General features: G+C 71.4%; 11 protein-coding genes. 5 read left to right on the forward strand and 6 right to left on the reverse strand.

Annotation, left to right across the window (positions count from 1 at the left end; translation table 11 throughout):
- Positions 1-56 precede the first annotated feature (56 nt).
- The 3 genes from ACFY1E_RS41085 to pstB all read left to right on the forward strand — a co-directional run bounded on the left by ACFY1E_RS41085 (position 57) and on the right by pstB (position 3,836).
- Positions 57-2,039 (forward strand): Ig-like domain repeat protein, encoded by a 1,983-nt coding sequence (locus ACFY1E_RS41085; protein WP_389085878.1) that lies wholly within the window; start codon positions 57-59, stop codon positions 2,037-2,039.
- 80 nt (positions 2,040-2,119) lie between these two features.
- On the forward strand, positions 2,120-3,010 hold the full coding sequence (locus tag ACFY1E_RS41090; RefSeq protein WP_389085881.1) for a sortase: 891 nt from the start codon (positions 2,120-2,122) through the stop codon (positions 3,008-3,010).
- A 10-nt stretch (positions 3,011-3,020) separates the two neighbouring features.
- Positions 3,021-3,836, forward strand: a complete 816-nt coding sequence (pstB, locus tag ACFY1E_RS41095; RefSeq protein WP_389085883.1) for a phosphate ABC transporter ATP-binding protein PstB — start codon at positions 3,021-3,023, stop codon at positions 3,834-3,836.
- Between the two features lie 39 nt (positions 3,837-3,875).
- Here the strand turns inward: pstB and ACFY1E_RS41100 are convergent, their stop codons facing one another.
- The 3 genes from ACFY1E_RS41100 to ACFY1E_RS41110 form a co-directional block, all read right to left on the reverse strand.
- Positions 3,876-5,039: a PP2C family protein-serine/threonine phosphatase gene (locus ACFY1E_RS41100; RefSeq protein WP_389085886.1), complete on the reverse strand. Its 1,164-nt coding sequence runs from the start codon at positions 5,037-5,039 to the stop codon at positions 3,876-3,878.
- Positions 5,040-5,232: 193 nt separating this feature from the next.
- Positions 5,233-6,624, reverse strand: coding sequence for an ATP-binding protein (locus ACFY1E_RS41105; RefSeq protein WP_389085888.1), 1,392 nt, complete (start codon positions 6,622-6,624; stop codon positions 5,233-5,235).
- Entirely contained in the window at positions 6,605-7,330 is a 726-nt protein-coding gene (locus ACFY1E_RS41110; protein ID WP_389085891.1) for a response regulator transcription factor, read from the reverse strand. Before ACFY1E_RS41110 ends, ACFY1E_RS41105 begins: the two co-directional genes overlap by 20 nt.
- A gap of 152 nt (positions 7,331-7,482) precedes the next feature.
- On the opposite strand from ACFY1E_RS41110, the gene ACFY1E_RS41115 reads away from it, so the two are divergent.
- Positions 7,483-8,238, forward strand: coding sequence for a hypothetical protein (locus tag ACFY1E_RS41115; RefSeq protein ID WP_389085893.1), 756 nt, complete (start codon positions 7,483-7,485; stop codon positions 8,236-8,238).
- Positions 8,239-8,379: 141 nt separating this feature from the next.
- On the forward strand, positions 8,380-10,272 hold the full coding sequence (locus tag ACFY1E_RS41120) for a propionyl-CoA synthetase (protein ID WP_389085895.1): 1,893 nt from the start codon (positions 8,380-8,382) through the stop codon (positions 10,270-10,272).
- Between the two features lie 87 nt (positions 10,273-10,359).
- On the opposite strand, the gene ACFY1E_RS41125 is transcribed toward ACFY1E_RS41120, so the two are convergent.
- From ACFY1E_RS41125 to ACFY1E_RS41135, 3 genes are read right to left on the reverse strand one after another with little or no spacing between them, the layout of a single operon-like run.
- On the reverse strand, positions 10,360-11,256 hold the full coding sequence (locus ACFY1E_RS41125) for an intradiol ring-cleavage dioxygenase (protein ID WP_389085897.1): 897 nt from the start codon (positions 11,254-11,256) through the stop codon (positions 10,360-10,362).
- A complete protein-coding gene (locus tag ACFY1E_RS41130; RefSeq protein WP_389085899.1) occupies positions 11,253-12,308 on the reverse strand; it encodes a maleylacetate reductase in 1,056 nt (351 codons plus the stop codon). The genes ACFY1E_RS41125 and ACFY1E_RS41130 overlap by 4 nt, the downstream gene beginning before the upstream one ends.
- Positions 12,309-12,310: 2 nt before the next feature.
- Positions 12,311-14,101 carry an FAD-dependent oxidoreductase gene (locus ACFY1E_RS41135; RefSeq protein WP_389085902.1) on the reverse strand — a complete coding sequence of 597 codons (1,791 nt, stop codon included), beginning with the start codon at positions 14,099-14,101 and terminating at the stop codon, positions 12,311-12,313.
- Positions 14,102-14,204: the final 103 nt, after the last annotated feature.

Genomic DNA, 14,204 nt, shown 5'->3' on the forward strand with positions numbered 1-14,204 from the left:
GACGGCCGGTACCACCCTGCCAGATCCTCCCCTTCGCACAGTCACGGAGACTCTCGATGCGCAGAACGCGCTCTACGGCGGCGCTGGTCGCCGCCGCGGTGGTGGCCGGCGGCCTGGCTCTCGCGAGCCCGGCATACGCCGACCCGACGCCCGCCGGGACCTTCCGCCAGCTCGTCGGCGTGGGCTCCGACACCACCCAGGACGTGCTCAACGCCCTGGCCGGCGACACCGTCAACGGCAAGAGCTACGCCACGACCGCCGTGAAGTCGGCGTCCGGAGCGGGCGTCGCCTCCTACGACGCGATCGGCTCCGGCACGATCCAGACCCGCTCGGCCGGGCCGACCTTCACCCGGCCCAACGGCTCCGGCGCGGGCCGGCAGGCGCTCAGCGCGTCGCTCGACGGTGACAAGTTCCCCAACGGCGACGGTGTCGCCATCACCGGCCAGGTCGACTTCGCCCGCTCCTCCAGCGGCCCGACCAACTCCGGCACCGCGCTGACCTACATCCCGTTCGCGCGGGACGCGGTCGGTGTCGCCGTGCGCGGCTCCGGCCTGGACAACCTGTCCGCCGACCAGCTGCACGACATCTACAAGGCCGGCGGCGTGCGCACGCTGAACGGCCAGACCCTGCACCCGGTCCTCCCGCAGGCCAACTCGGGCACCCGCAAGTTCTTCCTCGCGGCGATCGGCCTGGACAGCAACACCGTCGACACGTCCCTGCCGACCGTCCAGGAGAACCAGGCGAACGCCGCGCTCACCCAGGACGGCACCCTCGTCCCGTTCTCCGTGGGCAGCTGGATCGCGCAGATCAACGGCGTCGCCCCCGACTACAGCAAGGACGCGGTCGCCACCGGCGCCCACCTGGCCAGTATCCAGCTGCCGGGCGACACCGGTGCCACCAGCCCGGTGACCACGGTGAACGGCAAGCTGGTCCCGGTCTCCGGCTACTACGAGAACGCCACCTTCGGCCGCGACGTCTACAACGTCGTCCCCACCCGCGCGGTCGACCCGACCAGCATCTTCTTCGACAAGGACCTCTACGACGTCTTCGTCACCAGCGGCAGCCACACCGCGGGCCTGGCCTCCGACGGCGCCGAGCACGTCATCTCGGACTTCGGCTTCCTGAACGAGTCGTACAACGGCTCGGTCAACCTGGCCAAGCACGCCAAGCAGGGCGGCCTGGAGAACGCGGGCGCCAACCTGGCCACTCCGGGCGCACCCACCCTGAAGGCGACCCCGGGCGACAAGAGCGTCAAGCTCAGCTGGAGCGCGCCGAACCCGGCCCCCGCCAACCCGGTCACCGACTACCGCGTCACGCTCAAGGACGCGGACGGCGCCGTCGTCGCCACCAAGGACGTCCCGGCGACCACGACGACGTACAGCTTCACGGGGCTGGCCCTCGGCACGTACACCGCCACCGTGACCGCCGCGAACGTCAACGGCCTGGGCACGGACGCCACTTGGACCGGCCCGGTCAAGTACACCAGCACCACGAGCGCCGCCGTCGCCACGACCCCGTACGGCAAGGCCCCGAAGGTCGCCGTCACCGTCACCGACAGCCACGGGATCGTCCCCAGCGGCACGGTGACCGTGAAGGAGGGCACCACGGTCCTCGGCACCGGCACCCTGAACACCTCCGGCAAGGCCACCATCGCCCTGTCGAACCACCTCAAGGTCGCCACGCACACGCTGACCGTCTCCTACGCGGGCAACGGCAAGCTGTACTCGTCCTCGGCGACGGCCACCCTGAAGGTCACCAAGGCGACCGCGTCCATCAGCACCACGGCGCCCACCTCGGTGAGCCACACCTCGCAGGCCAAGGTCACCGTCAAGGTCACCGCGACCGGCACCACGCCGGGCGGCACCGTGAAGATCTACGAGGGCACCAAGGTGATCGCCACCGGCACGCTGAGCGGCGGCAAGGTGACCCTCACCCTGCCGAGGCTGAGCCGCGGCACGCACACCCTGCACGCCTACTACGCGGGCTCCGCGACGGTCGCCGCCAAGTCCGGCGCCAACTTCACCGTCAAGTCCACCTGATCCACCTCCCACCGGGCTGCCGGGGAGGGCCCCTCCTCCCCGGCAGCCCCCCTCGAACCTCGCAAAGGAGGCGGGCCGCCGTGACGGTCGCCGTACCCCTCACGCTCACGCGCGCCCGGAGCGTCACCGTGGTCCGCCACCTCGCCCGGGGCAGCCTGCTCAGCCTGGCCGCCCTGCTGCTCGGCATCACCGCACAGCTGCTGCTGGTCAGCGGCGTCCAGGAACACTCCGCGCAGCACGCCGCGTTCGACGAGCTGCGCGGGCAACTCGCCCTGGGCACCGCCCCGGTGGCCCAGACCGACCAGCAGGGCAGACTGCTCGCCCCCGGCACGCCGGTCGCGATCGTCGACGTGCCCAGGCTGGGGATGACCCAGGTGGTCCGCGAAGGCACCGACTCCTCGGTCCTGACCGACGGCCCCGGCCACCGCCGGGACACCCCGATGCCCGGCCAGTCCGGCACCAGCGTCCTGATGGGCCGTGCCGCGGCCTACGGCGGCCCCTTCGCGAGACTCGCCTCGCTCACCGCGGGCGACAGGGTCACGGTGATCACCGGGCAGGGCAGGGCGACGTACCAGGTCCTCGACGTACGACGGGCCGGTGACCCGGCGCCCGCCGCCGCGCCCGCCGGCAAGGGCCGTCTCGTCCTGGTCACGGCCACCGGCGCCCGCTTCGTGCCGGCCGGCGTCCTGCGCGTCGACGCCGATCTGGTCTCCGCGCCGTTCCAGACCCCGCCGGCGGTGATCCGCTCCGGCACACTCCCCGGCTCCGAGGAGCCGCTGGCCCGTCCGTCCGGGGTGCCGTGGCCGCTGGTGATGTGGTTGCAGGCGCTGCTGCTCGCCGCGGTGGCCGCCGTATGGGCCTGGCACCGCTGGGGCCGCCACCAGACATGGATCGTCTTCGCCCCGGTCGTCGCGGTGCTGGGCCTCCAGGTCGCCACACGTATGACCGAACTCCTGCCCAACCTGATGTGAGGTGACCGCTATGACCGACACGATCGTCCTGCCGGCGGTGCAGACCGCCGCCCCCGCCACCCTCGAAGCCCGCGCCGTCTCGGCCTGGTTCGGCAGCCACCAGGTGCTCAGCCGCGTGTCGCTGACCATGCCCGCGGGCCGGGTGACCGCACTGATCGGCCCGTCCGGCTGCGGCAAGTCGACGTTCCTGCGCACGCTCAACCGCATGCACGAGCTGATCCCGGCGGCGCAGTTCGGCGGCGAGGTGCTCTTCGAGGGTGAGGACATCTACGACCCGTCCTGGCGCCTGACGGACGCCCGCCGGCGCATCGGCATGGTCTTCCAGAAGCCCAACCCCTTCCCCGCCATGTCGATCTACGACAACGTGGTGGCGGGCCTGCGCCTGACCGGCCGGCGCGTGGGGCGCGGCGAGAAGGACGAGCTGGTGGAGGAGTCCCTGTCCCGGGCCGGCCTGTGGAAGGAGGTCCACGACCGGCTCCGCAAGCCCGGCGGCGCGCTCTCCGGCGGACAGCAGCAACGCCTGTGCATCGCAAGGGCGTTGGCGGTACGCCCCCGAGTCCTTCTGATGGACGAGCCGTGCTCGGCCCTCGATCCCACCTCCACCCGCCGCGTCGAGGAGACGATCCAGGAACTGGCCGACGAGGTCACGGTCGTCATCGTCACCCACAACATGCAGCAGGCCGCCCGGGTCTCCCAGCAGTGCGCCTTCTTCCTCGCCGAACAGGGCACCCCCGGGGGAATCGTGGAGGCGGGCCCCACGGAGGACATCTTCGGCACCCCGCAGGACCAGCGCACGGCGGACTACGTGTCGGGCCGCTTCGGCTGACGCCCTTCTCCGACGTGGGCAGGCACAGGTGCAGGGTGTTCAGCGTCGCGCGTCGTAGGGGCGATGGTGCAGCCGGGCGGCCAGGACGGCCACGTCGTCCTCGGCGTGGCCGGCGTCGAGGCGGGCGAGCATGGTGTCGAGGACGGCCTCCACACCCGCGCCGCCTTCGATGCCGACGCCTGACAGCCTGGCCAAGGACTGATCGATGTCCTCGCCGCGACGCTCTACGAGCCCGTCCGTGAAGAGCATCAGCGTCTGGGACGACTCCAGCCGGTACGTGGCCGATTCGTAGCCCCCCAGGCCGGTGCCCAGCGGCGGGCCGACAGGAATCGGCAACAGGGCGGTACGACCCTGTCCGTCGATGACGGCTGGGGGCAGGTGTCCGGCGCTGGCCAGGGTCACCTGGCCGCGGTTGGGATCGAGGCGCGCGATCAGACAGGTGGCCGGTCGGCGGTCCGGCTCCCTGGAGGCGATGTCGTCGAGCTGGCGCAGCACGCGGTGAGGCGGCAGGTCGGCGGAGGCGATGTAGCGCAGAGAGGAGCGGTAGGCGGTCATGTCGACGGCCGCATCCAGGCCGTGCCCCATGACGTCGCCGACGATGAGCAGGGTCCGGCCGAAGTGCAGCCGGACGGCCTCGCACCAGTCGCCGCCGACCACGGCGCTCTGCCCGACCGGCAGGTAGCGGATGGCGACGTCCAGGTTGGGGTGCGGGCGGCCGGGGTCCGCGAGCAGGGCGCGCTGCAGCTTGCCGACGATGCCGCTGACCTGGTCGTGCTCCCGGGCATGCCGGATGTGGGCGGCGGCGTGCTCGGCGAGAAAGGCGAGGAATGCCGCCTCCAGGCCGGTGAAGGGTGCGACGCCCCGGGCGCACACAAGCGTGCCGTAGTGGTGCCCGTGGGTGGCCAGTGGCACGCACAAGGCGGGGCCGGGCCCGCCCGGCACCGGGCAAGCGGCCCTGTTCTCTTCCGGCCCCGGCGCCTCTTGTGTCGCAGGGGCGGCCCACCGGGCATCAGGCAGCACGGCCGGGTTCCCGCTGACGGCCTCGTATGCGATGCCGGTCTGCGTTCTCGGCCGCAGCAGCGCCGCGGTTCCGCCCGTCTGCCTGGCGGCCTCACGAGTCAGCTCCCCGCACGTGGTGCCTTCGTCCAGCGTGGTGCCGATCCGAGCCGCCGCCGTACGCAGCGCGGCCAGCTGCGATGACACGCCGAGGTCCTGGGCGGGCAGGCCCGGGTGCGCGACAGCCTCCTCCGCCGCCGGTTTTCGAAGCGAGTGGAACCATCCCACGACACCGAACACCCCAGAAAGGAATAAACAGACATAAAAAAGCTACCTGACGCCGAACGCCCGCACGGATCACGCGCGGGCCGGCGCCCAGCGGCGGGCGCAGGAGACGGCCTCAGGCATGCGAGGTCGGCAGGCTCACGGTGACGAGGGCTCCGCCCGCCGGCCGGTTGGCCAGGGTCACCCCGCCGCCATGGGATTCGGCGATCATCCCTACGACGAACAGGCCGAGCCCGGCGGCCTGCGCATCGGGGAGCCGGTCCGGTGGTGGACCGGCGAGCACGGCGCGCGGGAAGCCTTGGCCCTGATCGTGCACGCGCAGGTGCATCACGCCATCGACGCGGTCGGCGCCCAGGGTGATGCGGCCCGGGCCCGAGGGTCCTGAGTGGCGCAGGGCGTTGTCCAGGAGGTTGTGCAGGACCTGGCGCAGGCGAACCGGATCGAGGTCGGCCGTGGCTTCGGGGAGGCCGGGAGGTTCGACGGCGATGGTCGCTCCCTGGGCGACGGCACGGGTCCGGAACGCGTCGGCCGCGTGGGTGAGCAGCGGCTCGAGCGATACGGGCTCGCGACGCAGCGGGAGTCGGCCTCCTCGGGTACGGGCGAGGACGAGGAGGTCCTCGGCGAGGCCGACCAGCCGGTCGGTCTCGGCGGTGGCCGACCGTACGGCGGCTTCCAGCTCGGCCCGGTCGCGCGGACGTGCCGTGGCCAGTTCGAGCTGGGCCCTGAGCAGCGCCAGGGGCGTGCGCAGTTCGTGTCCGGCCATGTCGACGAAGCGGTGCTCGCGCTCCAGGGCCTCCTGGAGGCGGGCGAGCATGGCGTTGAGCGTGTCCGTGAGCCGGGCGAGTTCGTCCCGGGCCGGCGGAACGGTCAGCCGCCGCTCGGGCTCGGTCTCGGAGATCGCGGCAGCCTCCCGGCGGATGCGCTCGACCGGGCGCAGCGCGGCGCCTGCCAGCAGCCATCCGGCGTACGAGGACGCGAACAGGGCGAGCGGGCCGCCGGCGAGCAGCAGGACAAGGAGTCGGTGCAGGGCCTCCGCGCGGTCGCCGAGCGGTGCACCGACCACGAGGACGGCGTGCTGAGAGACCGCACCCGGCAGCCGGACCGGTACGGCGAGCAGCCGGGCCGGATCGTCGACACCCACGACTCGGCGGTCGAGGAAGACCGGCTTGTCGACGATACGGGTGGTGCCCGGCGGCAGCATCGGCGCCGCCGCGACGGCGGGGGTCGTCTCCACCACGTCGCCGCTCGGCGACAGGATCTGGCCGAACGACTCGTCGGGGTCGATGAGCCCGCGTCCCGCGTCCAGCGGCGCCCGCTCACGCTGGGTCAGCGAGCTGACCGAGGCCGCGGCCCGTGCGCGCAGGTCCAGGTCGATGGCGCGGGTCAGTTCCGTACCCATCCGGGTGTAGAGGAAAGCGCCCAGCGCAGTCATCAGCGCCGCCATCCCCAGGCAGAACGCGAGCGTCAGCCGGAGTCGGACGGGCAGCCTAGAGAACGCCGTGAGCATGGCCGGCCTGCTTCGCGCGCACTGTCCGGTCGGCCGAATCGTCGCGCAGCCAGTAGCCGGCGCCACGGGATGTGCGCAGGGACTGCCGTCCGAAGGGCCGGTCGATCTTCTGCCGGAGATAGCCGACGTACACCTCCACGACATTCGAGTCCGCGTCGAAGGTGAAGTCCCAGACGTGCTCGATCAGTTCGGACTTGGAGAGCACCTGGCCGGGCCGCCGCATCAGGCATTCCAGCAGGGCGAACTCCTTGGCCGTCAAGGTGATCGGCCTGCCGTCGCGGACCACTGAGCGGGTCGCCGGGTCGAGGCTGAGATCGCCCACGGTCAGCACGGCGGGCCGCTCGCGGGCGCCACGGCGCATCAGGGCACGCAGCCGGGACAGCAGCTCGGCGAGCGCGAAGGGTTTGACGAGGTAGTCGTCCGCGCCCAGGTCGAGGCCCCGTACACGGTCCTCGACGGCATCGCGCGCGGTGAGCAGCAGCACGGGCGCCCATGAGCCGGCGGCGCGCATCTCGCGCAGCACGCCGAACCCGTCCTTGCCCGGCAGCATCACGTCCAGGACGATCGCGTCGTAGTCGCTCTCCCCCGTGTACCAGAGGCCGTCCTCGCCGGTGGGGGCCACGTCGACCGCGAAGCCGTTCTCCGCAAGGCAGCGTCGCAGCAGCTCCGCCATGGGGGCTTCGTCCTCGACCACGAGAATCCGCATGGCGCCTCCTCGGACAGGCCCTGCTGTGTCCAGCGTAGTGCGCGTGGTTAAGAGGACGCTGAGTCGGCCGGGTGGGGCGCGTGGCCCGTCTCAGGGTCCCCTTAGCCCCGGGCGAGCAGGCTGGAAGCCCACCGCCTGACCAGGGAGTCGCCATGATCCGCATATCCACGGGCCGCTCCGATGCGGTGCGCACGGCGCTGGCTCTCACCGCCGTCGGCTGCGCGGCCGTACTCGTCTCGACGGCTTGTTCACCGGGTTCGAGCCCGCACCACGAGGCCACGGCGGCCACCCCGTCTCCGCACAGTTTCTCGGCGACCGTCGACAACCCGTGGTTCCCCCTCACCCCGGGACGGACCCTGGTGTACAGCGGCGTCAAGGACGGGGCGAAGTCCACCGAGTACCTCACCAGCAGCCGGGAGACCCAGAAGATCACCGGCATCCGCTGCCGTGTCGTACTGGACCGCCTCTACGTCGGCCGCACGCTTCATGAGGCCACGCGCGACTACTACGCCCAGGACGCCAACGGCAACGTCTGGTACTTCGGCGAGGACACCGCCGAACTCGATGCCCAGGGCAACATGGTCTCCACCGAGGGAACCTGGCACGCCGGCCAGAACGGCGCCCGGCCCGGCATCTTCCTCCCCGCCCACCCCGTGCCCGGGGCCGGCGGGCAGCAGGAGTACTACCCCGGCCAGGCCGAGGACCACTTCCAGGTCCTGAATCTCACCTCCCGCGTGTCCGTCCCGTACAAGAGCTTCACTGGCACCCTCCGCACCAAGGAATGGACACCACTGGAGCCCGGCGTCGTCGACAACAAGTACTACGCCAAGGGCATCGGCACGGTGAAGGAGATCACCGTGAAGGGCGGTCCCTTCGAAGAGAACGTGCTGGTCGCGGTCAGGGGTTAGGGGCGCGGGAGCACCTGGCGAAGGAGGGGGGACCCGGGGTTCTACTGGCCGGCCCGCCATGGTGACGATAGAAAAAGCCTGCGCCTACAGCGTTCTGCACGCCGTTGCCCACCTGCCCCCGATGCCACCGAGGAGTGCGCGATGGGAACGTACGAGGATGTCTTCCGCTCCAGTACCGAAGACCCGGACGGCTTCTGGCTGAGGGCCGCGGAGGGCATCGACTGGGATGTCGCTCCGCAACGCGCCCTGGATTCCTCCGGTGCGCCCTTCTACCGCTGGTTTCCCGACGGGCGGCTCAACGTCTGTTTCAACGCGCTCGACCGGCACGTCGAGGCCGGCCTGGGTGATCAGCCCGCTCTCGTCCACGACTCCCCCGTCACCGGCACGCGGCACACCTACACCTACGCACAGCTGAGGGACGAGGTGGCGGCCTTCGCCGGAGGCCTGACGCGGCTCGGCGTGGGGCACGGCGACCGGGTGGTCATCTATATGCCGATGATCCCCGAGGCGGCCATCGCCATGCTGGCCTGTGCCCGCATCGGTGCCATCCACTCGGTCGTCTTCGGCGGGTTCGCGCCGCCGGAACTCGCCGTCCGCATCGACGACGCCGCCCCGAAGGTGATCGTCTCCGCCTCGTGCGGCATCGAGGGCAAGCGGGTCATCCCGTACAAGCCGCTGCTGGACCGCGCGATCGAACTCGCCGGACACCGGCCGGAGAAGAGCGTGATCGTGCAACGGCCGCAGGAGCGAGCCGAGTTGGGGCCCGACGACCTCGACTGGGCCGAACTGGTGGCCACCGCGAAGCAGGTCGACTGTGTGCCGGTGGCCGCGACGGATCCGCTCTACATCCTCTACACGTCCGGGACGACGGGAAAGCCCAAGGGAGTCGTCCGCGACTGCGGCGGTTACGCGGTGGCCCTGCACTGGTCGATGGGCGCCGTGTACGACATCGGCCGGGGCGAGACCATGTTCACCGGCTCCGACGTGGGCTGGGTGGTCGGGCACTCGTACATCGTCTACGGCCCGCTGCTGGCCGGCGCCACGACCGTGCTGTACGAGGGCAAGCCGGTCGGCACGCCGGACGCGGGCCAGTTCTGGCGCGTCGCCGCCGAGTACGGCGTCAAGACCATGTTCACCGCGCCGACTGCCTTCCGGGCCATCAGGAAGGAGGACCCGAAGGGCGCCCTCGCCGCGGAGTACGACCTGTCCCGCCTGCGCTACCTCTTCCTCGCAGGCGAGCGCCTCGACCCCGAGACCTACCACTGGGCGAGCGCCCTCCTCGACATCCCGGTGATCGACCACTGGTGGCAGACGGAGACCGGCTGGCCCATCGTCGCCAACCCGGTCGGCATCGAGGCCGCCCCGGTCAAACCCGGTTCCCCCACCCGTCCGCTGCCGGGCTGGGACGTCCGCGTCCTGGACCCCTCCGGGCAGCCCGTGCCACCCGGTGTCGACGGCGCGATCGTCGTCAGACTGCCCCTGCCGCCCGGTGCGTTGCCCACTCTCTGGAACGACGACGACCGTTTCATCGGCTCCTACCTCTCGGCCTTCGACGGCTACTACCTCACCGGCGACAGCGGGCACATCGATGCCGACGGCTATGTGTTCGTCATGGGGCGCACCGACGACGTCATCAACGTCGCCGGACACCGGCTGTCCACCGGCAGCATGGAAGAGGTCCTGGCCACCCATCCCGACGTCGCCGAATGCGCCGTCATCGGCGTCGCCGACGCCCTCAAGGGACAGATCCCGCGCGGCCTCGTCGTCCTGAAGGCGGGCACCGTCCGCGAACCGGCCGAGGTCGAGGCCGAACTCGTCCAGCTGGTCCGCGAACACATCGGTGCCGTCGCCTCCCTCAAGGACGTCGCCGTCGTACGGGCCCTGCCCAAGACCCGCTCCGGAAAGATCCTGCGCAAGACGATGCGCGGCATCGCCGACGGCCTGGACGAGCCCATCCCCTCGACGGTGGACGACCCCAACGTCATCGAGGATCTGCGCCCTGTGCTGCGCCGCGGTCCCGGTCGCAACGTGTGAGCAACGCTCCTCGCCGGCGGGCCGGATCGGTGACGCGGGCCCGTGCGTGGTCGTCCGCGGCAGGCGGGACCCTGCCGCGGACGCGGGTCATCCCCGGCCGTCGGCGGGGGCGAGGACGATGTCGAAGCGGACCTGGGTCCAGGTGCCGTCGACGGCCCGCCCGTCGGGTGTCGGCGTGCCCGCCGGACGCCGGTCGAAGTCCTTGACCAGGGACTCCTTGACGCCGAAGACCGTGTCGGAGTCGAGCAGCTCGTCGCCCCGGACGAAGATGTGCGTGACCAGGGTGCGGCACCCGGGCGCCTCGACCATGAAGTGCAGGTGCGAGGCACGCATCGGCGAGCGGCCGGTCGCCGCCAGCATCCTGCCCACGGGGCCGTCGTGCGGGATCGGGTACGGCGTCGGTGTGACGCCCCAGAAGCGGTAGCTGCCGTCGGCCTCCGTGAACAGGTGCGCGCGGGCGGCCACCCGGTCGTCGTCGTACTGGACGTCGTAGAACCCGTCCTCGTCCGCCTCCCACACCTCGATCCTCGCCCCGGCGATCGGGTTGCCGTCGGCGTCGGAGACGGTCCCCTCGACCCAGCAGGGCTCGCCGGCGGCCCCGAAGGACAGGTCCCCGCCCGGCTCGACCCTCGGGGAGCCCTCGACGAAGAAGGGGCCGAAGACGGTGGCCTCGGTGGCGTCGCCGTAGGCCTCGTTGTTGATGGCGATCGTCTGCATCGACGCCCCGAGCGTGTCGGAGAGCAGGATGAACTCCTGGCGCTTGTCGTCGGTCAGATGACCGACGGCGGTGAGGAACTCGATGCCCTTGTTCCACTCCTCCTCGGTGAGGCGGACGTCGCGCAGGAAGGCGTGCAGGTGCTTGACGATCGCCTGCATCAGCTCCTTCAGGCGCGGGTCCTGGCAGGCGTCGAAGGAACGCTGTACGCGCGCGACCAGGTCTTCCTCCCTGGCCGCCTGCTCGGAGGACACATCGTGGAGCGTCATACGGGGTCACTTCCTTCCCAGGCCGCGCGCAGCAGCGCGGTCAGGTTCTCCTCGGTGACGGCAGTGGGGTTGCCGACGGGAACGGCGGCCAGGACGGGAGCGACCGCGCGGGCGATGCCGTCCTCGGGCATGCCGTAGTCGCGCAGCGCGCGCGGGGCGTTGAGCGTCTGGCGCAGTGCGGTGAGGCCTGCCACCGCCGTCCGGCTGCCGAAGGCCTCTGCGATGCGCCGCTCGGTCTCCGGTACGGCCGGGGCGTTGAAGGCGAGCACGTGCGGCAGCACCACGGCGTGGGTCTGGGCGTGCGGCAGGTTGAACATGCCGCCCAGCACATGGCAGATCTTGTGGTGCAGGCCCGAGCCGGCCGAGGCGAAGGCGACGGCGGCCAAGTAGGCGCCGTACAGCGTCTGTTCGCGCCCCTCCAGTCCGGCCGGGTCGGCGGCCACGGCGGGCAGGCCCTGGGCCAGGCCGCGGATTCCCTCGGCCGCCAGGGCACGGTCGACGGGGTCGGCGCGTGGCCCCCACATGGAGTCGACGCAGTGGGCCAGGGCGTTGAGCCCGCTGGCCACGGACATCTCCACCGGCAGGCTCGACAGCAGCGAGGCGTCGTAGACGATCGAGCGCGGCAGGACCCGCGGGTCGACCCCGGTCGTCTTCACCTCGCCCTCGGTCAGGCCCCAGACGTTCGTCGCCTCCGAACCGGCGTACGTGGTGGGGACGGCCACGATCGGCAGGCCGGTCGTCAGCGCCACCGCCTTGGCCAGGCCGGTCGTCGAGCCGCCGCCGACGCACACCAGCGCGTCCACGGAACCCTCCGTCGCGGCCTTCCGGGCGCGCTCGGCGACGTCGACCGGGACATGCATGACGACCTCGTCATGGCGCACCGCCACCGGCAGGTTCGCGCCGAGGCGGTCGGCGAAGGCCGCCTCCGCCGGTGCGGCGATCAGCATCACCTTCGTCGCCTTCAGCGCGGCCACCTCGGCGGCCACCGCGGCCGGCGCCGCGCCGGGGGCGAAGACGACCCGCTGCGGCAGGGTCTCGTGGATGAACCGCACGGTCACGCCTTTCCGAGCAGCTGGACGAGGGCGCCGCGCAGGGCCGCCTCGGGGTCGTCGGCGAGGCTCATCGAGCGCCAGGCGACGTGTTTGTCGGGGCGCACCAGGATCGCTCCGGACTCCTCGACCTCGCGCAGCTTGGCCCAGTCGTAGTAGAGGTCCGTCACCTCGCGGCCGGGGCCGATCACCACGGCTTCGATCGGGATACCGAGGTCCTGCGCGACCTTCTCGGCGGCACCGGCCCAGTCCTCACCGGCGATGCCCGTGAGCAGGGTCCAGCGGGTGTACGGCGCCAGGTCCATCAGGGCGAGTTTGGTGACGTTGTCGCCGACCCAGGCGTGCGGGAGGTGCGCGCCGGGGCTGGTGGACATGACGTGGTAGAGGTCCTCGTCCCTGCTCGGGGCGGGGCGGGTGCCGTCGGAGACGACGGCGGCGGACTCGTAGAACTGGCCGAGTTCGACGCCGTGCGCGTTGAACTCGTAGTTCTTGGTCTCCATCGCCGCCACCAGAGCGGCCCGCTTGGCCGCGCCCTCGGGGGTGTTGGCCTTCCGCTCCTCGATCAGGGCCCGCATCTCGTCCTCGTCCTTGGCGTCGAGGACGCCGAGGGCCCGGAAGATGTCGACGAACTCTCGGCTGGACTTGTTGGCCCGGGTGACGATCCGCTTCGCGACGGGCGCGCGCTCCACGGAGTACGTCTCCAGCAGCGAGGGGTCGGCCTGCCCGCGCAGCACGGCCGCGAGCTTCCAGGCCAGGTTGTAGGAGTCCTGGACGCTGGTGTTGGAGCCCAGGCCGTTGCTCGGCGGGTGCCGGTGGACGGCGTCGCCCGCGCAGAAGACACGGCCCTTGTGCAGGTGGGTGGCGTACATCTCGTTGTTGCCCCACAGGCTGGTGCCGGTGATCTCGACGTCGAGGTCCGGGATGCCCAGCAGCTGCCGCACGATGCGGATCGCCTCGGCCTCGTCGACCACGGGGGGCTCGGAGTCGATGTCGTAGCCCCACACGATGAGCCACTCGTTCCAGGGGCGGACCATCCGCACCAGACCCGCGCCGATGCCGCCGACGTTGGCCCCCGGCTGGATCACCCAGTAGAGGACGGACGGCCGGTGGCCGACGTAGGAGGCGATGTCGGCCTTGAAGGTGATGTTCATCGAACCGGCGATGTCCATCGCGCCCTCGTAGGGCAGGCCGATGTCCTCGGCGACCCGGGAGCGGGCGCCGTCGGCGCCGATGAGGTACTTCGCCCGGATGTCGTACTCCTGGCCGGTGAGCCGGTCACGGACCCGGACGGTGACGCCCGTGTCGTCCTGCGTGTGCGAGAGGTACTCCGTGGAGAAACGGGTCTGGGTGCCGCGGACGGTGGCGTTCTTGACGAGGATCGGTTCGAGATAGGTCTGCGGGATGTCGACGGTGAGACAGGGCGAGGCCAGCCGGTAGTCCGCCTCCCGGTCGGGCCGGGTGCCCCAGGTGTGGATACGGCCGATCTCCTCGCCCGCGATGGAGGTGCAGAAGACGGTGTCACCGACGAGTTCGTGGCCGGTGGCGTCGGCCAGCACCTGGTCCTCGATCCCCATGTCGCGGAAGATCTCCATCGCCCGCTGGTTGGTGATGTGCGCGCGGGGTGTGTTCGCGGTCCACCGGTACTTGGTGATCACGATGTTGTCGATGCCCAGGGTCGACAGGAACAGCGCCGCCGAGGCGCCGGCCGGGCCGGAGCCGACGATCAGGACATCGGTCTCGACGTGCGCCGATGTCGGGAGTCCGGTCTCTCGCTGACCGTCGTTGAACTCGGGCATGGGGCCTCTCGCCTTCTTCTCGCGGTGCTTTGAAGGCAGCGTGCCCCCGGCCGCGACCGCATCCGGCAGGACGGGGTGGAGGACGGCCGAAATCCGTATGACA

This window comes from Streptomyces sp. NPDC001604, from assembly GCF_042893475.1.
Classification (GTDB): domain Bacteria; phylum Actinomycetota; class Actinomycetes; order Streptomycetales; family Streptomycetaceae; genus Streptomyces.